Genomic DNA, 20,044 nt, shown 5'->3' with positions numbered 1-20,044 from the left:
AGACCCTGAATGCGCCTGCGTCACCGTGCCGCCGTCGTCACCGCCGTTGCCGGGATCGCCCTGACCGGGCTCGCCGCGGCCGGCCCTGCGATGGCAGCCACCGCCACCGCCGGCGTGAACGTCGACGGCGGCACCAGCGTCAAGGTCGACGCCAACGTCGCCCTGCCCTTCGTCTCCGCGGGCTCCGTCGCCGCCGTCACCACCACGACCGTCACGGTGAAGCTGCCCACCGGCGCCACCTCGGTGATCCCGGTCGACGCCAAGGCGGCGGTCTCGCTCGACGGCCGCAAGGTCGCGCTGACCGCCCTGCCCCCGGGCGCCACCGTCGTGGTCACCGGCACCGCCACCGGCGGCGTCCGGTCGGCCAAGCTCGTGGCCGCGCTGTCCCGCTGGTCGCTCAACCTCTCCGGCACGGTCTCCGCCGTCGACGCCGCCAAGGGCACCGTGACGGTGAACACCACCTCGGGCGCCACCGTCAAGCTGAACGTCGACCCCAAGGCCACGGTCACAGTCAACGGGGCCAAGGTGTCGCTGGCCAACCTCCCGATCGGCGCCACGGTCGGCCTGACCGGCACCGGCACCACCACCGGCGGCACGGCCGTCACCATCTCCGCCAAGCGCTGACCCCTCGGGGCCACCCCCGCCCGCGCACGGAATCCCGTGCGCGGGCCTTGAACGTGCGCGGGCCTTGAAGTGGATCACTGCGGTCGCCTTTCCGTTAGAGTTGAAAGACGGACATGAGGAGGGGCGGCGTGGCGGAGCGCGAGCGCCTGGCGCAGGCGGACTCGGGCGAGCAGCCGTGGCGCGCCTGGGGGCCCTACCTGGCCGAGCGAGCCTGGGGCACCGTCCGCGAGGACTACAGCGAGCACGGCACGGCGTGGGACTACTTCCCGCACGACCACGCGCGCTCCCGGGCGTACCGGTGGAACGACGACGGCATGGCCGGCGTGTGCGACGACCGGCAGACCTTCTGCTTCGCCCTGGCCCTGTGGAACGGGCGCGACCCGATCCTCAAGGAGCGGATGTTCGGGCTCGGCGGCGACGGCGGCAACCACGGCGAGGACGCCAAGGAGTACTGGTGGTACCAGGACTCGACGCCCACGCACAGCTGGATGACGTGGCGCTATCACTACCCCCAGGCCCCTTTCCCGTACGACGAACTGGTCGCGGTCAACGGCCGGCGCTCGCGCGACGAGCCGGAGTTCGAGCTGGCCGACACCGGCGTGTTCGACGACGACCGGTTCTGGGTGGTGACCGTCGACTACGCCAAGGCCGGCCCGCGCGACATGTGCATGGTCGTCACCGTCTCCAACCGCGGTCCCGACGAGGCGACGCTGCACGTCCTGCCCACGCTCTGGTTCCGCAACACGTGGTCGTGGGGCCTGCCCGGGCGCACGGTGCCGAAGCTCACCGGGTCGCCGGGCCGCATCGTCGGCGAGCACCGGAGCCTCGACGGTCTGTCGCTGCAGGGCGAGGGATCGCCGCCCGCGCTGATGTGCGACAACGAGACGAACTCGCAGCGGCTGTGGGGCCTGCCGGGCACGAGCCTGTTCCCCAAGGACGGGATCAATGACCACCTCATCGCCGGGGCGCCGACCGTCAATCCGGCCGGCGTCGGGACCAAGGGCGCGTTGCACTATGCGGTCACTCTGGGCCCCGGCGAGAGCCGCTCGATCCGGCTCCGGCTGAGCGACGCTTCGAACATTCCCGATTTTTCGGATTTCGACGATGTGGTGGCCGCGCGAAAGGCCGAGGCTGATGACTATTTCACCGATCTGATCCCGGCCGCCGCGTCCGCCGAGGAGGCCGCCGTCGCGCGGCAGGGCATCGCCGGTCTGATGTGGGGCAAGCAGTTCTACCACTTCGACGTCAAGCAGTGGCTGCACGGCGACCCCGGCTCGGCTCCCCCGCCTCCCGGCCGCCGCTACGGGCGCAACAACGCCTGGTGGCACATGGCCAGCTTCGACGTCATCTCCATGCCGGACCCGTGGGAGTACCCCTGGTACGCCGCCTGGGACCTCGCCTTCCACTGTGTCTCGATCGCGCGCGTCGACCCGGGGTTCGCCAAGTCACAGCTCCTGCTGCTGCTCCGCGAGTGGTACATGCACCCCAACGGCCAGATTCCCGCGTACGAATGGGCGTTCGGTGACGTCAATCCACCCGTACACGCGTGGGCTGCTTTGCGGGTCTTCGAGATCGACGGCGGGCGCGACCACGACTTCCTCGCCCGCGTCATGCACAAGCTGCTGCTCAACTTCACGTGGTGGGTCAACCGCAAGGACGTCGGCGGCAACAACGTCTTCGAGGGCGGCTTCCTCGGACTCGACAACGTCGGCCCCTTCGACCGCTCGGCCGCGCTGCCCGTCGCCGGCGTCCTCGAGCAGAGCGACGGCACGGGCTGGATGGCCATGTACGCCCTCAACCTGCTCGACATCTCGCTGCGCCTCGCCCTGCACGACCGCACGTACGAGGACATGGCGACGAAGTTCTTCGAGCACTTCGCGTACATCGCCGAGGCCGCCTATCGCCAGGGCCTCTGGGACGACGAGGACTCGTTCTTCTACGACGTCCTGCGCCTGCCCGACGGCCACAAGATGCCGCTCAAGGCCCGCTCGATCGTCGGCCTGCTCCCCCTCGCCGCGACCACCCGCCTGACCGCGGGCACGCTCAACCGGCTCCCGGAGCTGGCGGCCCGGCTGCGCTGGATGCTCGCCAGCCAGGGCGACTACGGCGACGTGATCAGCGCGCGGCGCCTCTCCCGCTCCGGCGGCCAGCAGCGCCTGCTGTCGATGGTGGGTCAGGACCAGCTGCTGCGCATTCTCGCGCGCATGCTCGATCCCGAGGAGTTCCTTTCCCCGTACGGCCTCCGCTCCCTGTCCCGGGCCCACCTCGAGAAGCCCTTCGCAGTCTCCCTGGGCGGCCAGGACTTCACGGTCGGCTACGAACCCGCGGAAAGCACGAGCGGCCTCTTCGGCGGCAACTCCAACTGGCGCGGTCCCTTGTGGATGCCCGTCAACTATCTCCTCATCGAGGCCCTCCGCGAGTTCGCCGCCTTCTACGGCGACGACCTGATGGTCGAGTACCCCACCGGCGCCACCACCAAGTGCTCCCTGACCAGCGTCGCCGACGACCTCTCCCGCCGCCTGATCGCCCTCTTCGTGCCCGACTCCTGGGGCCGGCGCCCGATCTACGGCAAGAACGAACTCTTCCAGACCCACCCCGACTGGAAGGACCTGATCGCCTTCCCCGAGTACTTCCACGGCGACAACGGCGCCGGCCTGGGCGCTTGGCACCAGACCGGCTGGACCGCCCTCGTCGTCGACCTGATCCTCACCCTCCACGACCGCTGATCGGTCAGCAGCTCTTCTTGAACACCGGCAGGGCGAACGTCCGCACCTTCTTCGACTTGATCTCGGTCACCTTGACCTTGCTGAACACCTTGCGGCAGTCCGACAGCTTCACGGTCGTGAACTTCAGCTTGACCTTGGTCCTCTTGTAGTTCGCGTCGGCGCAGCTCGGCTTGCACGTGTTGACGTTCTGCACCGCGGTGGCATAGCCCGTCGTCCTGCCCAGCGACGTCCACTTGACGCTGCTGAAATACAGATCCTTGTACGGGTAGAACGTCGCGGGCTTGACCTTGACCGCGTGGTAGGCGTAATCCACAACGACTCCAGGCTTCGGCGCGGCGGCCTGCGCGGGACTCGCCACGGCGACCCCGGTCAGGGCGAGAGCGGCGGCAACGGCACCATGGGTGACCTTCACGATTCATCCTTTCGGCAGCACAACGTCTGAGGACAAGAATCGCCGCCGGAAGCCGCCCGCAGTCGCACACCGCCGCACCGTGGCCCGAACCCGGGAGTCACGCCCACCCCCACCGCCCCGTTCGCCGCGTACAAAGACGGCTCCGGCTCGTCGCGGCCGCGCCAAGAACAAGACTGTTTCTTTCACCGATGCCGGAGCAGTCTCGATGCCATGCAATGGACCCGGGACGGGACAATCCGTAACGCCCTCTGAATCGGCGGCGGACAGTGGTCGGGCAAGACCACGATCGGCGCCATCCTCACGAGTCGCTTCGGCCTCACCCACTACCACTGCGACTACCAGGACTCCCGGTCGCATGAGGACCGGCGGATCGCAGAACGCCTTCGCCGCGGCGAGCCAGCAACGGACTGGGCGGAGTACTGGACCGAACTCTCGGCGCGGCAGATGGCCGACCAGGCGCTCGACAGCTTCGCCGAACGGTTCTCCTGGGTGCTGGACGATCTGCGAGCGCTGGTCTCTCCGCGCCCGGTACTGGTCGACGGATGGAACCTCCGGCCCGACCTGGTCGCCACCGTGATCGACGATCGGCGACGCATGGTCGTGCTGGTTCCTACCGACGAGTGGCGCCGGCACCAGGCCGCGACCCTTCCCCGCGCTGCCGCCTTCGGCGCCGACCTCCCTGATCCCGCGCAAGCTCGGCGCAACCGTCTGGAGCGTGACCGGCTCCTCGCGGCCGACGCCGCCGAACGCGCCGAAGCCCTGGGCATGCGCGTCATCGAAGTCGATGGCACTCGCCATGTCGAAGCCATCGCTGATGAGGTGGCCGTGCACTTCGACGCAGCCATGCACGACTGATCGTCATGCCACGGAAGCGTCACTTGTCCCCGGACAATCTGCCGGTGTCCGGCGGCTTTCGCGGACACCGGCAGGGCGTCAGCGTACGGTCAGAACGATATTGCCCGTGGTCCGGCCGGACTCCCCGCGGGCGTGGGCCGCGGCCGCCTCGGCGAGCGGGAAGGTCGCGTCGATGTGGGGCCGGAGCAGGCCCTGGTCGGCCAGGCCGGCGACGGCGCTCAGGCCCGCGTGGTCGGCCTCGACCACCAGGCCTCGCAGGTGGACGCCCCGGGCGAGGTGGCTGCCGCGCACCGGGAGGCGGAACAGGGCCACACCCGGGGCAAGGTCGTGCTCCGGGTCGCGGACGACAGGCCCTGACCGGCGGCCGAGCCGGCCGGTTGTCGGGCACCGGACAGTCCACAGCGGAGGGTCGGGCATACGGTCGGTGGCGGGCCGACGACTGGAGGAGCTCGCATGGGACTGACTCGGAAGCAGATGCTCGCGCTGATGGGGTCGGCCGCGGCCGCGCCCCTCGTCGCCTCGCCGGCGTCGGCGGCGGCCGGGGTGCCGGTGGTGCGGCGCGACGTGGTGGTGCTCGGGGGCGGGTCGGCCGGCACCTACATCGCCGTGCGGCTCGGGGATCTGGGGCGCAGCGTCGCCCTGGTGGAGGCGAGCGACCGGCTGGGCGGGCACACCGAAACCTGGCACGATCCGCGGACCGGCGGCACGGTTGACATCGGCGTGGTCGTGCTGGAGGACGAGCCGGTGGTGCGGCGGCACTTCGGGCGGTTCGGGATCGAGCTGGTGCCGGTGGGCGGGCTCGGCGGCGAGACGGCGTACATCGACTTCCGCACCGGGCGGCGCGTCGAGCACACGCCGCCGGCGCCGGTCGCGCTGCCGGCCTACTACGAGCTCATCAGCCGGTACGGGCCGCTGGACACGCGGATCGAGCTGCCCGACCCGGTGCCGGCTGAGCTCGTGGCGCCCTTCCGGGACTTCGTGGCGAAGCACGACCTGGGGTCGATCGTGCCGCTCCTCTTCGCGTACGGGCAGGGAATCGGGGATCTGCTCGGTCTTCCCGCCCTCTATGCGCTCAACCTGGTCGGGCAGGGCGTGGTGCGGAACACGCTGGCCGGTTCCTATCTGACGACCGCCGCGCACGACAACAGCCTGCTGTACGAGCGGGCCACCGACCATCTCGGCGACGACGTGCTGCTCGGGGCGCGGGCGGTGCGGGTGACGCGGGAGCGTTCCGGCGTACGGGTGCTCGTCTCGACCCCCGGCGGACCGCGGCTGATCGTCGCCCGCAAGCTCGTGGTCACGTACCCGCCGCGGCTGCGGGCCTTCGCGGGGTTCGACCTGGACGCGTACGAGAAGCAGCTGTTCGGGCAGTTCGTGAGCGGTGCCTACTACACCGGCGTGGTACGGCTGGCGGGTCTGCCCGACGGCCTCGGGCTGGAGAACATCGCTCCGGAAACGCCGTACCACCTGCCGCCACTGCCCGGGATCTACGGCATCAACCCGAGCGGGATCCCGGGCGTCTACAGCGTCAAGTACGGCAGTGAGACGCCGCTGTCCGACGCCCGGGTGCGCCGGGCGATCCGGGCGGACCTCGAGCGGGTCAGCGCCTATCCGATTCGCTTCGAGGGCTTCGAGGTGTTCGCCGGGCACGTGCCGTTCGAGCTGCACGTGTCGCCGGAGGCGATCGCCGCGGGCTTCTACCGGCGGCTCAACGCGCTGCAGGGGCGCAACAACACGTACTGGTCCGGCGCCGCGTTCCACTCGCACAACTCGGCCCGCATCTGGACCGGTGCCGAGGCGCTGCTCCCGGCGATCGCGGACTGAGTCCCTCAGCGCCGGGGCACCAGACCGGTTTCGATCAGGCTCTCGGCGGTGTCGAGCACCGACTCCGCCGGGGGCCGGCTCACCCAGCCCAGCTCCTTCTCCGCCTTGGCGGCGCTGACCGGATGCCGGCGGCCCCAGAAGGAGAGGCCCAGGCGCACGCTCGGATCGACCCGGGCGATCAACCACATCATCGCGTACGGCATCGCGCCCGTCCGGATCCGATAACCGCGCGGCCGGTAGCGGTCCGCCAGCACGCCCGCCATCTCCCGCGCCCAGATGAACTGGTCGCCGGCGATGTAGCGCCGGCCGGCCGCGGCGGGCGTCTCCATGGCGAGCCGGTGCAGGCGGGCGAGGTCGCGCACGTCGACGACGGTCCAGCCGATCTTCGGCACCAGCGGCAGGGCGCCGCGCATCATGCGCCCGATCATCTCCACCGAGTTGGTGCCCGCGGCGCGTTGCAACGGCCCGAAGATGGCGCCCGGGTTGAGCACGACCAGCTCCACCCGCGAGTTGCGGGCGAACTCCCAGGCCGCCCGCTCGGCCAGGATCTTGCTCTTCGGGTACGGGGCCGCGGTGTCCGCGTCGGCCCAGTCCGCCTCGGTGGAGACGTCGGCGCCCTGCACGGTCAGGCCCGAGGAAGTCATCACCACGCGTCGCACGGTCCCGCTCGACTCGGCCGCCCGCAGCACTCGCAACGTGCCGTCGACGGCGGGCCGGATCACTTCATTCTCGTCGCGCGGGACGCTGCTGGGGAACGGCGACGCCACGTGCCAGACGTAGTCACACCCGGCCACCGCCTCGGCCCAGCCGGCGTCCGAGGACAGGTCGGCCTCGACGAACTCCAGGTCGCCGGGCAGCGCGCGCAGGTGCGCCACGTCCGCCGTACGCAGGTTGCGGACCGTGCCGCGAACCGCGCAGCCCGCGCCCAGCAGCTCCGCGATGCAGTGTCCGGCCAGAAAACCCGTGGCCCCGGTCACCAGAACTCTCATGACTGCCCTACCATCTCTAAGTGGAACGGCCTATCAGTTAGCCAATATATGGAACACGTTCTCACTTATGCAAGGGGCCCCATGCGAGCGGACGCGCAACGCAACGTCGACGCGCTGATCGAGGCGGCGCGCGAGATCTTCGCCGAGTCCGGGGTCGACGCCCCGGTCCGTGAGATCACCGGCCGGGCGGGCGTCGGGCTCGCCACCTTCTACCGCCACTTCCCCGACCGCGCCGACCTGGTCACCGCGGTCTTCCGCCACGACGTCGACGCCTGCGCCGGCACCGCGGTCACCCTGGCCGCCGAGCACGAGCCGTACGACGCCCTGGTCCTGTGGCTGCGCGACTTCACCGGATTCCTGCGCAGCCGGCGCGGACTCGCGGCGGCCGTCCAGTCGGGCAACCCGGACGTCGGCCCGCTGCCGGCCTACTTCCGGGAGCGCTTCGAACCCGCCCTCGCCGCCCTCCTCACGGCAGCGGCCGACGCCGGCACGATCCGGGGCGACGTCGACGCCGGCGAGTTCCTGAGCGCGGTGAAGCTGCTCTGCTCCGCCGGCTCCGCGGCCACCAACGAGCGCATGGTGGCGCTGCTGGTCGACGGTCTGCGCTACGGCGCCCCGGTTGATGCGGCGTGACAAGCTCGCCGCCATGAAGGACATCCTGTACGCCCGGCTCGAGACGGTCCGCGAGGCGCTGCTCTGGAAGCTCAACGGCCTGTCCGAGTACGACATCCGCCGCCCCCTGACGGCGACGGGCACCAATCTCCTCGGCCTCGTGAAGCACCTGGCGACGCTGGAAGCCTGGTACTTCGGCGAGGTCTTCGGCCGCCCGTCCCCGGAGCCGCTGGGCCGATGGCAGGACGCGGACGGCAGCGACCTGTGGGTGACCCCGGCGGAGACCCGCGAGCAGATCGTCGGCTTCTATCGGCGCGCCCGCCGGCACGCGGACGCGACGATCGGGCAGCTCGCCCTCGACGCGCCCGGCCACGTGCCGTGGTGGTCGCGGCCGGACGTCACGCTGTTCGGCATCATGCTCCACGTGCTGCAGGAGACCACCCGGCACGCCGGTCACGCCGACATCCTGCGCGAGCAGCTCGACGGCCGGACCGGGCTGCGGGCCGAGTTCGAGGAAGAGATCGACCCGGCGGCCCGCGCGGCCCACGTCGCGACGATCGAGCGAGCGGCGCGGGCCTTTCCTCCGGCGGCGGTGGACTCAGTCGCGGGTGGCGGCGCGGGCCCAGGCCACAAGGGCGGGCTGGCCGAGCAGACGCAGGGCGCGCTTGCCGTCGGTGTCGAGACCGAATCCGTCCTTGCGCTCGACGAACTGGGCGATGTTGCCCGGGAAGACCCCGACGAAGAAGGCCGCCACCCCCGTGCCCAGTAGCCGCCGCGCCGGCTGACGCCACGTGACCAGCAGGGCGGCGCCGAGGGCCAGCTCCACGAACCCGGACGCGACCACGACCGTGTCCGGGTCGGCCGGGAACCACTTCGGCACCTGCGCCTGGAACTCCTGGCGCCGCGTGGTCAGGTGGCCTTTGCCCGCGGTGAGAAGGGCCGCCCCGAGCGCCACCTGACCCGCCGCGCGTACGATCCGCGAAGTCTTCATCCCGCTATCGTCTCCACCGATGACCGCTTCAACCCTCGACGAGATCGTCGCCTCGCTCGCCACCGGCACGATCGCCGTGGCCCGGCTCGACGGCGCCCGCCTGCGTGACGAGGACGACGTCTTCCCCGCCCTCCACAAGAACGTGTCCCGCCGCGACGGCGACGGTGACTCGGCGGCTGCGCACCGCCGGAGCCGCCTAGGGAACCTGCGACGGCCCGCGCGACGCCGGGGCGCTGCGCGGGCCGCACGAGGCGTCAGCCGGCGGCGACCTCCTCGCGGAGGGTCAGGTTGGTGCCGGTGGACGGGTCGAAGAGGTGGACCTTGTCGAGGTTGAGCCAGACCCGGGCGTCGGCCCCTTCGCGTACGCGGGACTCGGCCGACAGCCGCGTGACCAGCCCATTTTGCTCGGGCAGGTCGGCGCCGCCCGCGTCGGCGGCCAGCTCGGCCAGGTCGGTGGAGGCCGGGGTGTCGCCGCCGCGGGTGTCGACGTTGAGGTAGACGTACTTGTCGGAGCCCATGGATTCGACCAGGTCGACGGGGGCGGTGAAGGTGAAGCCGTCGGTGCCCTCGACCAGGCGGGCGTCCTCGAAGTGCTCGGGGCGGATGCCCATGATGAGTTTGCGCGGGGCGTCGGCCGCCGACAGCACGCTGCCGAGGCGGTCGCTGAGCGGCAGGTCACCGAGCGGCGACCGCAGCAGGCCCGACTCGAGCGTCACGGGCAGGAAGTTCATGGCCGGGGAGCCGATGAAGCCGGCGACGAAGAGGTTGACCGGGCTGTCGTACAGGGTCTGGGGGTCGCCGACCTGCTGGATGTAACCGGCGCGCATGACCACGACCCGGTCGCCGAGCGTCATGGCCTCGGTCTGATCGTGGGTGACGTAGACGGTGGTCGTGCCCAATTGCTTCTGCAACCGGCTGACCTGGGTACGCATCTGGACGCGCAGCTTGGCGTCCAGGTTGGACAGCGGCTCGTCCATGAGGAAGGCCTTGGGGCTGCGCACGATGGCCCGGCCCATGGCGACGCGCTGGCGCTGGCCGCCGGAGAGGTTGGCCGGCTTGCGGTCGAGGTAGGACGTGAGCTCCAGCACTCGCGCCGCTTCCTCGACCTTCTGGTTGATCAGCTGCTTGTCCATTTTCGCCAGGCGCAACGGAAAGGCCATGTTCTCCCGGACCGTCATGTTCGGGTAGAGCGCGTACGACTGGAACACCATCGCGATGTCGCGGTCCTTGGGCGCCTTGTCGTTGACGCGCTGACCGCCGATGCGCAGTTCGCCGGAGGTGATGTCCTCCAGTCCGGCGATCATGTTGAGGGTCGTGGACTTGCCGCAGCCGGACGGCCCGACCAGGATGATGAATTCGCCGTCGGCGATCTCCAGATCGATGCCGTGGACGGCGACGGTGCCGTCCGGGTAGCTCTTGGTGACCTTGTCGAGAACGATGTCTGCCATGGATTCCTAGCCCTTCACAGCACCGGAGGTGAGGCCCGCGACGATGCGCTTCTGGAAGAACAGCACGAACAGGATGATGGGGATCGTGATGACCACGGCGGCGGCGGAGATCGCGCCGGTCGGGTCCTCGAACTGGGAGGCGCCGGTGAAGAAGGAGAGCGCCACCGGGACCGTGCGGGACTGCTCGGTCGAGGTGAGGGAGATGGCGAAGAGGAAGTCGTTCCAGCAGAAGATGAAGACGAGGATCGCGGTGGTGAAGACGCCCGGCGCGGCGAGCGGCGCGATCACTTTGCGGAAGGCTTCGGCCTGGGTGGCGCCGTCCATCTTGGCCGCCTTCTCGAGGTCCCACGGGATCTGCTTGAAGAAGGCCGACAGCGTGTAGATGGCGAGCGGCAGGGCGAAGGTGATGTAGGGCAGGATGAGCCCCGGCCACGTGTCGAAGAGCCCGGCCTGGCGCTCGATGTCGAACAGCGGCGACACGAGCGACACCTGCGGGAACATGGCGATCAGGAGCGAGACCCCGACGAGCAGGCTCTTGCCCGGGAAATCGAGGCGGCTGATCGCGTACGCGGCCATCGTGCCCAGCACCACGGCGATGACCGTGGAGATCAGCGCGATGCCGATCGAGTTGACGAGGGCCCGGACGAACTGATCGGTCTGGAAGATGGTCCGGTAGTTCTCCAGCGTCCAATCGCGCGGGATGAAATTGCCGTCGGTGAGGGTGGCGGTCGTCTTGAACGACAGCGACACGATCCAGAGCACCGGAACGAGGGCGAAGACGACGACGATCGCGTCGAGCAGGCCCCACTTCAGTTTCGCGTTCACCGCATTGCCCCCTCGCCGGATCCGGCCCCGAAGAGCTTCATCGCTTGCTCCCGTCGTCGCTGCCGGGTGCTGCTGTGCCGAAGAGCTTCACGAAGACGAACGCGATGATCGCCACGGTGAGGAAGATGAGCACCGACATCGTTGAGCCGATGCCGAGGTTCAATCCGCGGATGAGGTTGTTGTAGGCGATCATCGACACCGAGGAGGTGTTGTTCGCCCCGGCCGTCAGCACATAGATGTTGTCGAAGACGCGCAGGGCGTCGAGCGTGCGGAAAAGGAGCGCGACGAGAATGGCCGGCTTCATCACCGGCAGCATCACGCGCACGAACCGCTGCCACGCGGAAGCGCCGTCCATCGATGCCGCTTTGAGCAGATCATCCGGTACGAGCGCCAGCCCCGCCATCAGCAACAGCGCCATGAACGGCGTGGTCTTCCAAATTTCCGCCCCGATGATGATGGCCAGGGCGCTCGCCCGTTCGGTCAGCGGGGCACCCTCGGGCGAGACCAGGTTGGCGAGATATCCGGTGCCCGGCGTCCACGCGTAGCGCCAGCTGAACGCCGCGACGACCGTCACGATGCCGTACGGGATCAGGGCCGAAGTGCGCACCAGCCCGCGCCCGATCAGCGTGCGATGCATGATCAGCGCGAGTCCCATGCCGAGCACCAGCTCGATCACGACCGACACGACCGTGATGAGCATCGTCACGCCGAAGGCACTCCACCAGTAGCCGTTGCCCAGCACGGTGACGTAATTCTCGAACCACACGAACTCGCGCTCGTCCGGGAACTTGAGGTCGTACCGCTGCAGGGACAACCAGAACGAGTACAGGATGGGGTACGCGGTGACGGCCACCATCACGAACGCGGCGGGCGCGCAGAGCAGCCAGCCGAGCCGGCGTTCCTGGCGCTTGCCCTCGCTGAGGGGCTTCTTGCGGCGCGTGGCGCGCTCCGGGCGTACCTGTTCCCGGGTCTGCTCTCCGGCCGCCGCGGCGCCCGGCGTGGTCGAACCGATGCTCACGGGAGCACCCCCTTGGAGTCGATGGCGTCCTGGATCGCCTGCTTGAGGCCGCCGGTGTCCGCCGCGGGATCGATCGACGCGGGCGGGGACAGCCGCTCGGACACCACAGTGGAGACGTTCTGGTAGGCCGGGGTCAGCGGGCGCGGCACGGCGTCCTTGAGCTCGTCGAGAATCGCGTCCCGCATCGGGTAGGCCTCGGCCATCTCCGGCTCCGCGTAGACGCTCTCGATGCTCGGCGGCTGGCCCGCGTTGATAGCGAGGTACTTCTGGTTCGCGGCGTTGCGGAGGCACTTGACGGCCTCGAAGGCAAGGTCCGGGTGCTTGCTGAACGCGCTGACGGCAAGGTTCGAGCCGCCGATGGTGACCTTGCTCGGCGTGTTCGCGTCCAGCGCCGGGAAGCGGGCCCAGCCCGTGTCCTGCGCCACCTCGGGCGCGTCGTTCTGCATCGACGGATAGACGAAGGGCCAGTTGAGCTCGAAGGCGCCGTCGCCGTTCTGGAACGCCAGCCGCACGTCGTCCTCGATCTGGTTGCTGAACGACGGGCTCGTGACCCCGGCGGTGGCGAGCGTGCGCATCTGCTGCAGCGCCCGGGTCGCACCGGCGTCCATCACGGCGGTCTTGCCGTCGTCGCTGACCACGCGGCCGCCCGCCGTGGCGACCAGCGTGTTGAAGAGGACGACCAGGCCCTCGTACTGGGCACCCATCGTCAGAATCCGATAGGGCTTCCCCTGCGACTTGAGCTGCAGCGCCTGCTGGATCATCTCGTCCCACGTCTTCGGCGGCGCGGGCACGAGGCTCTTGCGATACCAGAGCAGCTGCACGTTCGTGTTGTTGGGAGCGGCGAAGAGCTTTCCCTCGTACGTGGCGGAGGCGAGCGGCCCGGCGAGGGTGCCCTGTTCCACCTCGGTCTTGTCCGCCCCGGTGAACTCGCGGATCCAGTCCGCGCTGGCGAATTCCTGGGTCCACGTGACGTCGAGCCCCAGGATGTCCATGCTGTCGTCCTCGGCGGCGAGCCGGCGCACCATCTGGACGCGCTGGTCGTCGGCCGCCCGGGGCAGCACCTGGTAGACGATTTCGTAGCGGCCCGCGGCAGCCTGGTTGCAGTTGTCGATGACCGTCTGCATGTTCTCCACCGGGAACTGGTAGAGATTGAGCTTCGGCGGCCCGCCGTCGTCTCCCGATCCGCACGCGGCCAGCGGCGTCAGCAGTGCGAATGCGGCGAGGGCGCACCCGAGCCGGGATGTGTTTCGTGCCATCGACCCTCCCAATAGTGATCTAGGTCACTTCGTCGACGTGAGACCGTCCTGCCCGTAGTGGTCACGAAACAAACACGCAACGTGCGATCCATGCGGTCGCCACCTCGGGTTCGCACGTCACCGGCCGGATCGCGCGCCGGAAGTGTCCGGATCATGCCGGGATCGGGTCGCCGGGTTCCTTTGCACGGCTCGGGCCGCGGGGCCGCGGGCAGACAGCCGATCGGCCGTGGCCCGGCCCGGCGCCGAAGGCCGATGATCGACCGCGGGGAGGTGCTCGTGTCTCATTCGTGGTCGCCGGGCCGCGTGCTCAAAGCCGTCGCCGCGGTCACCGGTGCGCTGGTCCTGTGCTGCGGCGGGGTCGTCGCCGGCGCGGTCATTGACGACGACTCGACCTGGATCGCGTCGTCGCCGTCGACCACGCCCGCCTCGCCGCCGCCGCCGTCACGGCCGGCCAGGGCCGCATCGCCGCAGCTCACCGTGCCGGATCTGCGCCACGAGAACGCGGCCGTCGCGGAGGAGCAGCTGCGCGGCCTCGGCTTCACCAACGTCTCGCTGGGCACGCGCAACGACAGCTGGGTGGTACTGCCGGAAAGCTGGACCGTCCGCACCCAGTCCGTGGCACCCGGGCGGCGGCTCGCCACGGACACGCTCATCGTGCTCTTCTGCGCCCGCTGAACCCGGCCGGTGATCGGCTCAGTACCGCAACGGCACTCGCCGGAGCTTCTGCAGTGGCCGGGACGGCGCTCCTGGGCGAGTTCTGCACCGGCCGGGGTTCAGCGTCGCTCGCTGCGGTTATCGTTCAGCGGAAGCCAGGGGCAAGCCGAAAGGTGACGGGTGCGCAGCGACAACCTGTACGACGACTTGCTGGTGGCTGCGGTCGAACTCGCGTCGACCAGGATGTCACTCGCGGTTCCGTCGCTGCGGGCGGTCGCCCGGGCGTGCAGTGTCTCGGCCACTGCGGTCTATCGGCACTTCGCCTCGCAGAGCGACCTCAACCAGGCTGTCCTGCTGCGCATCGACGCGTCGTTCGTCCAGGGAGTCGCCGGGGCGGACGATCCTGGCCGGCCGCCGCGGGAACGGCTGCGCGGTCTCGCGCACGGCTATCTGACCTGGGGTCTGGCGAATCCGGGCCTCTACCAACTGCGCTTCGAGAGCGCTGATCAGCTGGGTGCCGATCATGTGCACAGCGACGCCGCGGACGCGCTGCTGGGGCGCATCGGTGAGCTCCTGGAAGACTCGGGGGGCGCGCCGGGACTCACCGCCCAGGATCTCTGGGCCTCCATCCACGGGGTGGTGTCGCTGCGCATCCACAAGCCCGACCATCCGTGGCCCGAGCAGCCGGCGGTGCAGCTGGACCGGCTGCTCACCGCGTGGGACCTCGCCGGTTAGCTCCGGTGCGGCCGCAGCCGTACGCCAAGATTGGTCGGGAACACCGAGAGCGTGACCCGTTCGCCGACCGGGCCACGGGAAGTGTCCAGCTCGATGGTGAAGTTGTGGCACACCATGGCGATGAGCAGCATGCTCTCGATCAGGGCCAAGTTGCGGCCGGGGCACAAGCGCGGTCCGCCGCCGAACTGCCGGGACGCCGGCACCGGGGCCGCGCCCGGCAGGTGGCGCTCGGGCCGGAACTGGCCGGGCTCCGTGCCGTCGTCGAGCAGCAGGATGAGAACCGTGCCGGCATCGACCCGCAGTGATTCCGTGCCGTGCGGCACCGCGGTGTCCTCGGCGGCCTCCATGATGATGTAGGGCGACGGTGGGCTGACCCTCGTCGTCTCCTTGGCGACGGCCTCGACGTAGCTCAGCCTCGCCAGCGAGGCCGCGTCGGCAGGGAAAGGCTGGTCGCCCAGCACGTCCGCCGTCTTGGCCCGCACCTTCGCCTGCACCTCCGGGTAGCTGGCCAGGTGATACATCGCCCAGGCGACCTGAGCGGCCGTGTTGTCCTCTCCTGCGACGAGCATGTTGACGACAGCGCCGACTGCGTCCCGCTCCATCAGCGGCTCACCGCCGTCGAGGCTGTCCTTGACCAAGCTGTCGAGATAGCACGTGGGCGCCTCGCTTGCGCTCATCCGCTGCCGCGCATCGGCATAACGCTCGGCGATCAGCTCGCCCGCCTCCGCCAGAGCAGAGTCGGTGCGGCGGTCGGCCGGGAGGCGGAACAGGCGCCAGTACGGGAGCGGGCTGTACATCCGGCGGACCACCGTCGAGGCGATCAATGGCAGGCGCTGATGGAGGCCGTCCTCCTGTGGTCGCCGGACAGCATCGAGGTCGTGGCCCAGGGTCAGGCTGCCGATCACCTCGAGCGTGTAGCGCATCAGATCGTCGAGGACCTCGACGCGCTCGTCCGGCCGCCCCGTCTTCCACTGGTCGCGCAGACGACCGGTCGACCGGACCATGGTGGCGAACGCGTCCCGCAGGGAGGCCACGCTGAGCCCTGGTACGGCGCTGCGGCGCAGCCGGCGCCAGTCGTCGCCCTCGGCATTGAACAGGCCGTGCCCACCCAGTTCATCGATGACGTCGCTGAGGTAGCCGGCGCGGCGGAACGTTCCCGGACGCTCGCGCAGGACCATGTCGATGACGTCCGTCGCCGAGGTGACGACTGCGGAGGCCGGGCCCAGCCGGACGCGGTACGTCGAGCCGAACTGCTTGCGCCACCGGTAGAGCGTGCGGTGCATCGTGCCGCCGCGGGCCAGGGCCGGGCCGTGACCCAGAACAGGGAGACCGGGCGGCTCGGGGAGATCGGCAACGGTCGGCATCGATGAGGTCCTTCAAGTTGACGGGTGTTAACTTGCGCGAGATCGTAACACCGGCCCATGGCTGACGACCCTGGCCCCGTCACGTGGCCGGCCACCTCGGCGGCCCCCGTGCCTGTGACGCCGGTCGGGTCATGCTTTTGGCTCGCGCTGAACGGCTCCGCGCCGGCGTGCCGCCCGCCTGCTATTTCGCGTCGGCGTAGCACTCGACGACGGCGACGTCGAGCGGGAAGCGGACCTCCGTGTGCCCGAAGAGCAGCCGCCCCGCCCGGTCGGCGGCGCTGCGGACCGCGGCCACCACGGCGTCGGCCTCCTCCTCCGGGCAGTGCACGCCGACCTCGTCGTGGACATAGAGCACCAGCTCCGCGCGCATCCCGGCCAGCTCGGTGCGCAGGGTCGCGAGCAGCGCCAGGGCCCACTCCGCGGCGGTCGCCTGGATGACGAAGTTGCGGGTGAACCGGCCACGGGCCCGGCCCTGGGCACCCCCCTGCGGCGCGTCGGCGCTGCCGGCGACCTCCTCGGGCGGATCGAGGCCGGCGTCGCGCCACGCGCTCGCGGACGGCGGGCAGGTGCGGCCGAGCCACGAGCGGACCAGTCCCCCGGCCTCCCCGGTGCGCGCGGCCGCCTCCACATACTCGAACGCGATCGGATAGCGGTTGCGCAGCACGGCGAGGGCGGGGATCGCGTTGCCGCCGGTCTGCCCGTACATGGCGCCGATCAGCGCGACCTTGGCCTTGGCCCGGTCACCGGCGAAGGAGTCGGCGGCCAGGGCGGCATAGAGGTCGTCGGCCTCGCCCGCGGCGGCCAGCCGGGAGTCGCCCGAGACCGCGGCCAGCACGCGCGGCTCCAGCTGCCCGGCGTCGGCGACCACGAACGTCCAGCCCGGGTCGGCCACCACGGCCCGCCGCACCACCTTGGGCACCTGCAACGCCCCGCCGCCCCGGGTCGCCCACCGCCCCGAGACCACGCCGCCCGGAACGTATTCGGCCCGGAACCGCCCCTCGCTCACCCACGCGTCGAGCCACGCCCACCCGTGCGCCGTCCAGATGCGGTAGAGCTCCTTGTACTCGAGCAGCGGCGCCACGGCCGGATGATCGACCTTGCGCAGCACCCACGCGCGCGTGTTCGGAATGTCGACCCCGGCCCGCGCGAAGGCCCGGAGCACCTCGGCCGGGGAGTCGGGATGCAGCCCCCGTACGCCGAAAGCGTCGTTGATCCGCCCCGCCAGCTCGGCCAGCCGCCGGGGCGGGCCCACCGGCTGCGGCGCCCCGAGCAACTCCCGCAGCAGCCGGTCGTGCACGTCGGCGCGCCACGGCAGGCCGAGGTGACCCATCTCCGCCCCGGCCAGCGCCCCCGCCGACTCCGCCGCCACGAGCAACTCGAACTTCCGCGACGCCACCGACCGCCCCGCCACGACGGGCGCGTCGCCGGCCACGGACCGCCCCGCGGCAACGGGCGCGCCGCCGGCCACCGCCGGCTCGGACGACGACGTCTCGCTGAGCGCATTGATCCGGCGATGCTGGTCGGCATAGACCCGCACTAGGGCGTCGAGCACCCGGTCGGCGGCCACGGGCGGCGGTGACGCGCCCGTCTCGAACAGCGCCGCCTGGGCGAACCCGGGCGGCTCGGCCGAGCGCGGCGGCGGATCCGGCGGCACGGGCGCCCCGGTGAGCCGGGCAAAAGCCGCCGCCAGCGAGCGCGGCTCTCCCCACCGGCCCGCGTGCCCGGACAGCAGCGCCTCGGTCAGCTCGACGTCGTGGCAGCGCGCGACCCGCACTCCGGCTCGCAGCAGCGGCGGATAGACCTCGGCCGTGGCGGCCCAGAGCCAGCGCGGCGACCCGGCCCGCTCACGCTCGGCGATCGCGGCCGGCAGATCGGCCACCCGCTCGGGCGCGGACAGCACGGCACCGTCGGCGGACACGGCCTGGAGCAGCCCAGCACCGTGCCGGCCGCCCTCCAACGGAACCACGGCTACCAGCACGAACTCATTCTGCCGCCGGGGTACGACACTTTTGGCCGACCCGCGTCACCCGTCCAGCAGCGCGAGAGCGCCGGCAGTCGCCGCGTCCGCGGAAGCCTGCCGGCCGGTGGCCCGCGCGAGGACGAACGCGCCCTCGACGACAGCCAGCAGCGTGGCAGCGGTCGTCGCCGGATCGAGCTTCGGCGACACGGTGCCGTCGTCCTGAGCTTCCCGGACAACCTGCTCGAGCAGGCCGGTCAACTCGTTGAACGCGGCACCGAGGGGCTCGCGCAGACCGGGCTCGTCGACTATCCCGGCGTCGTACGCGAAGCCTCCGATCCGGCAGCCACCGAGCGCGTCGCCGGCCGACCCGAGGAACGCGGCCAGACGCTCGCGGCCCGTCGGCAGTCCCTCCATCGCGGCGCGCACGGACGCGACGAGATCCCGCCCGTTCTCCCGCACGACCTCCTGACCGAGATCGGCCTTCGCCGGGAAGTGGTGGTAGAAGCTGCCTTGCCCGACACCGGCCTCGGTCATCACCTGCTTCGGGCTCGTGGTCGAGTAGCCGCGATGCCAGAAGAGCCCCTTGGCCGCATCGATGATCAGCCGCCTGTTGTCCATGCCACAAGATTAGCAACGTCCATACCTGGAGGTAGGGTTGCCACCATACCTAGAGGTAGGTATGGTCGTCGCCATGACAACGACACCGTTTTCCACCGTCGTGCAGTACAAGACCGAGGACCTCGACGGGTTCGAGATGTTCTACCGGGAGGCCGGCCCGGCCGACGCCCCCGTCGTCCTGCTCCTGCACGGCTTCCCGACCTCGTCGCACATGTTCCGCAACCTGATCCCGCATCTCGCCGACCGCTTCCGGGTCATCGCGCCCGACCTGCCCGGCTACGGCCACAGCGCCGCCCCCGGCCACGCCGAGTTCGCCTACACCTTCGACAACGCGGCCGCGTACGTGCGAAAGCTGCTGACGAAGCTCGGCGTGACCAGGTACGCGGTCAACGTCTTCGACTACGGCGCGCCGACCGCCTGGCGGCTCGCCCTCGCGGATCCCGGCGCCGTCACCGCGCTCGTCGTGCAGAACGGCAACGCCTACGACGAGGGCCTGGACAACGACTTCTGGGCGCCGATCAAGCGCTACTGGTCCGACCCCAGCCGGGAGAACCGCGACGCCCTCCGCACCCTGATCACCCTGGACGCCACGACGTTCCAGTACACCGACGGGATGGCCCACCCCTCCCGCATCTCACCCGACAACTGGACCGTCGACCAGGCCCTGCTCGACCGGCCCGGCAACGACGAGATCCAGCTCGACTACTTCCTCGACTACGGCACGAACCCGGGCCTCTACCCGGCGGTGCAGGAATGGCTGCGCACCACCCAGCCGCCCACCCTCGTCGTCTGGGGCGCGAACGACGTCATCTTCCCCGCCGCGGGCGCCCACCCCTACAAGCGCGACCTGAAGGACATCGAGTTCCACCTCTTCGACAGCGGCCACTTCCTGCTCGAGGACCGCCCCGACGAGGTCTTCCCGCTCATCCACGACTTCCTGAGCCGCAAGCTCGGCTGACCGGCCCGGCGGGTGGCCCGGTCCCGGCCGGGCCCCCCGCGGAAGCCCCCGCGACGGATCAGGCAACCCGCGATCTTGTGGGCGATGCGCTCCAGGTCGGCCACCCCGACACCAGCCCGGCGTGCAACCGGAAGCCGCGGTTGTTGTCGAGGAACCACTCGCGCCAACCGCCGCC

Annotated in this window: 20 protein-coding genes and 1 pseudogene; 9 read left to right on the top strand and 12 right to left on the bottom strand. The window is 70.5% G+C overall.

Annotated elements, in window-relative coordinates; genetic code table 11:
* Window positions 1-9 precede the first annotated feature (9 nt).
* Entirely contained in the window at window positions 10-624 is a 615-nt protein-coding gene (locus RAN62_RS29815; protein ID WP_305788133.1) for a hypothetical protein, read from the top strand.
* A gap of 113 nt (window positions 625-737) precedes the next feature.
* A complete protein-coding gene (locus tag RAN62_RS29810; RefSeq protein WP_305788132.1) occupies window positions 738-3,350 on the top strand; it encodes an MGH1-like glycoside hydrolase domain-containing protein in 2,613 nt (870 codons plus the stop codon).
* A gap of 4 nt (window positions 3,351-3,354) precedes the next feature.
* On the opposite strand, the gene RAN62_RS29805 is transcribed toward RAN62_RS29810, so the two are convergent.
* The gene (locus tag RAN62_RS29805) at window positions 3,355-3,762 is read right to left on the bottom strand and encodes a hypothetical protein (protein WP_305788131.1); all 408 of its coding nucleotides are present in this window, start codon (window positions 3,760-3,762) and stop codon (window positions 3,355-3,357) included.
* A 444-nt stretch (window positions 3,763-4,206) separates the two neighbouring features.
* Between RAN62_RS29805 and RAN62_RS29800 the strand changes: the two genes are divergently transcribed.
* The gene (locus tag RAN62_RS29800; protein WP_305788130.1) at window positions 4,207-4,617 is read left to right on the top strand and encodes a hypothetical protein; all 411 of its coding nucleotides are present in this window, start codon (window positions 4,207-4,209) and stop codon (window positions 4,615-4,617) included.
* 78 nt (window positions 4,618-4,695) lie between these two features.
* Here RAN62_RS29800 and RAN62_RS29795 read toward each other — a convergent pair whose 3' ends face one another.
* A complete protein-coding gene (locus RAN62_RS29795) occupies window positions 4,696-4,929 on the bottom strand; it encodes a zinc-binding dehydrogenase (RefSeq protein ID WP_305788129.1) in 234 nt (77 codons plus the stop codon).
* Window positions 4,930-5,070: 141 nt separating this feature from the next.
* Between RAN62_RS29795 and RAN62_RS29790 the strand changes: the two genes are divergently transcribed.
* Window positions 5,071-6,441: an FAD-dependent oxidoreductase gene (locus tag RAN62_RS29790; RefSeq protein WP_305788128.1), complete on the top strand. Its 1,371-nt coding sequence runs from the start codon at window positions 5,071-5,073 to the stop codon at window positions 6,439-6,441.
* A 5-nt stretch (window positions 6,442-6,446) separates the two neighbouring features.
* Here the strand turns inward: RAN62_RS29790 and RAN62_RS29785 are convergent, their stop codons facing one another.
* A complete protein-coding gene (locus RAN62_RS29785) occupies window positions 6,447-7,430 on the bottom strand; it encodes an NAD-dependent epimerase/dehydratase family protein (RefSeq protein WP_305788127.1) in 984 nt (327 codons plus the stop codon).
* 81 nt (window positions 7,431-7,511) lie between these two features.
* On the opposite strand from RAN62_RS29785, the gene RAN62_RS29780 reads away from it, so the two are divergent.
* Both RAN62_RS29780 and RAN62_RS29775 read left to right on the top strand, forming a co-directional pair.
* Window positions 7,512-8,063 (top strand): TetR/AcrR family transcriptional regulator, encoded by a 552-nt coding sequence (locus RAN62_RS29780; RefSeq protein WP_305788126.1) that lies wholly within the window; start codon window positions 7,512-7,514, stop codon window positions 8,061-8,063.
* Window positions 8,064-8,076: 13 nt separating this feature from the next.
* Window positions 8,077-8,616: pseudogene (locus tag RAN62_RS29775) on the top strand (DinB family protein); the annotation flags it as partial.
* A 24-nt stretch (window positions 8,617-8,640) separates the two neighbouring features.
* Here RAN62_RS29775 and RAN62_RS29770 read toward each other — a convergent pair.
* The 6 genes from RAN62_RS29770 to RAN62_RS29745 form a co-directional block, all read right to left on the bottom strand.
* The gene (locus tag RAN62_RS29770) at window positions 8,641-9,033 is read right to left on the bottom strand and encodes a DoxX family protein (RefSeq protein WP_305788125.1); all 393 of its coding nucleotides are present in this window, start codon (window positions 9,031-9,033) and stop codon (window positions 8,641-8,643) included.
* A gap of 28 nt (window positions 9,034-9,061) precedes the next feature.
* The gene (locus RAN62_RS29765) at window positions 9,062-9,217 is read right to left on the bottom strand and encodes a hypothetical protein (RefSeq protein WP_305788124.1); all 156 of its coding nucleotides are present in this window, start codon (window positions 9,215-9,217) and stop codon (window positions 9,062-9,064) included.
* A 70-nt stretch (window positions 9,218-9,287) separates the two neighbouring features.
* Window positions 9,288-10,481, bottom strand: a complete 1,194-nt coding sequence (locus tag RAN62_RS29760; protein ID WP_305788123.1) for an ABC transporter ATP-binding protein — start codon at window positions 10,479-10,481, stop codon at window positions 9,288-9,290.
* Between the two features lie 6 nt (window positions 10,482-10,487).
* Window positions 10,488-11,306 (bottom strand): carbohydrate ABC transporter permease, encoded by an 819-nt coding sequence (locus RAN62_RS29755; protein WP_305788122.1) that lies wholly within the window; start codon window positions 11,304-11,306, stop codon window positions 10,488-10,490.
* Between the two features lie 37 nt (window positions 11,307-11,343).
* Window positions 11,344-12,324, bottom strand: a complete 981-nt coding sequence (locus tag RAN62_RS29750; RefSeq protein WP_305788121.1) for a carbohydrate ABC transporter permease — start codon at window positions 12,322-12,324, stop codon at window positions 11,344-11,346.
* The gene (locus RAN62_RS29745) at window positions 12,321-13,580 is read right to left on the bottom strand and encodes an ABC transporter substrate-binding protein (RefSeq protein ID WP_305788120.1); all 1,260 of its coding nucleotides are present in this window, start codon (window positions 13,578-13,580) and stop codon (window positions 12,321-12,323) included. The genes RAN62_RS29750 and RAN62_RS29745 overlap by 4 nt, the downstream gene beginning before the upstream one ends.
* 276 nt (window positions 13,581-13,856) lie before the next feature.
* Here RAN62_RS29745 and RAN62_RS29740 point away from each other — a divergent pair, with 276 nt between their 5' ends.
* Window positions 13,857-14,255: a PASTA domain-containing protein gene (locus RAN62_RS29740; protein ID WP_305788119.1), complete on the top strand. Its 399-nt coding sequence runs from the start codon at window positions 13,857-13,859 to the stop codon at window positions 14,253-14,255.
* Between the two features lie 159 nt (window positions 14,256-14,414).
* Window positions 14,415-14,969, top strand: coding sequence for a TetR/AcrR family transcriptional regulator (locus RAN62_RS29735; RefSeq protein ID WP_305788118.1), 555 nt, complete (start codon window positions 14,415-14,417; stop codon window positions 14,967-14,969).
* On the opposite strand, the gene RAN62_RS29730 is transcribed toward RAN62_RS29735, so the two are convergent.
* The 3 genes from RAN62_RS29730 to RAN62_RS29720 form a co-directional block, all read right to left on the bottom strand.
* Entirely contained in the window at window positions 14,966-16,333 is a 1,368-nt protein-coding gene (locus tag RAN62_RS29730; protein ID WP_305788117.1) for a cytochrome P450, read from the bottom strand. The genes RAN62_RS29735 and RAN62_RS29730 overlap by 4 nt on opposite strands.
* Window positions 16,334-16,514: 181 nt before the next feature.
* A complete protein-coding gene (locus RAN62_RS29725) occupies window positions 16,515-18,311 on the bottom strand; it encodes a bifunctional 3'-5' exonuclease/DNA polymerase (RefSeq protein WP_305788116.1) in 1,797 nt (598 codons plus the stop codon).
* Window positions 18,312-18,356: 45 nt separating this feature from the next.
* Window positions 18,357-18,911, bottom strand: coding sequence for a TetR/AcrR family transcriptional regulator (locus RAN62_RS29720; RefSeq protein ID WP_305788115.1), 555 nt, complete (start codon window positions 18,909-18,911; stop codon window positions 18,357-18,359).
* A 73-nt stretch (window positions 18,912-18,984) separates the two neighbouring features.
* Here RAN62_RS29720 and RAN62_RS29715 point away from each other — a divergent pair, with 73 nt between their 5' ends.
* Window positions 18,985-19,869, top strand: coding sequence for an alpha/beta fold hydrolase (locus RAN62_RS29715; RefSeq protein WP_305788114.1), 885 nt, complete (start codon window positions 18,985-18,987; stop codon window positions 19,867-19,869).
* The last annotated feature ends 175 nt before the right edge of the window (window positions 19,870-20,044 follow it).

It is taken from the genome of Symbioplanes lichenis, from assembly GCF_030709675.1.
Classification (GTDB): Bacteria; Actinomycetota; Actinomycetes; order Mycobacteriales; family Micromonosporaceae; genus Actinoplanes; species Actinoplanes lichenis.
This window is presented reverse-complemented; position numbering and strand designations above follow the sequence as displayed.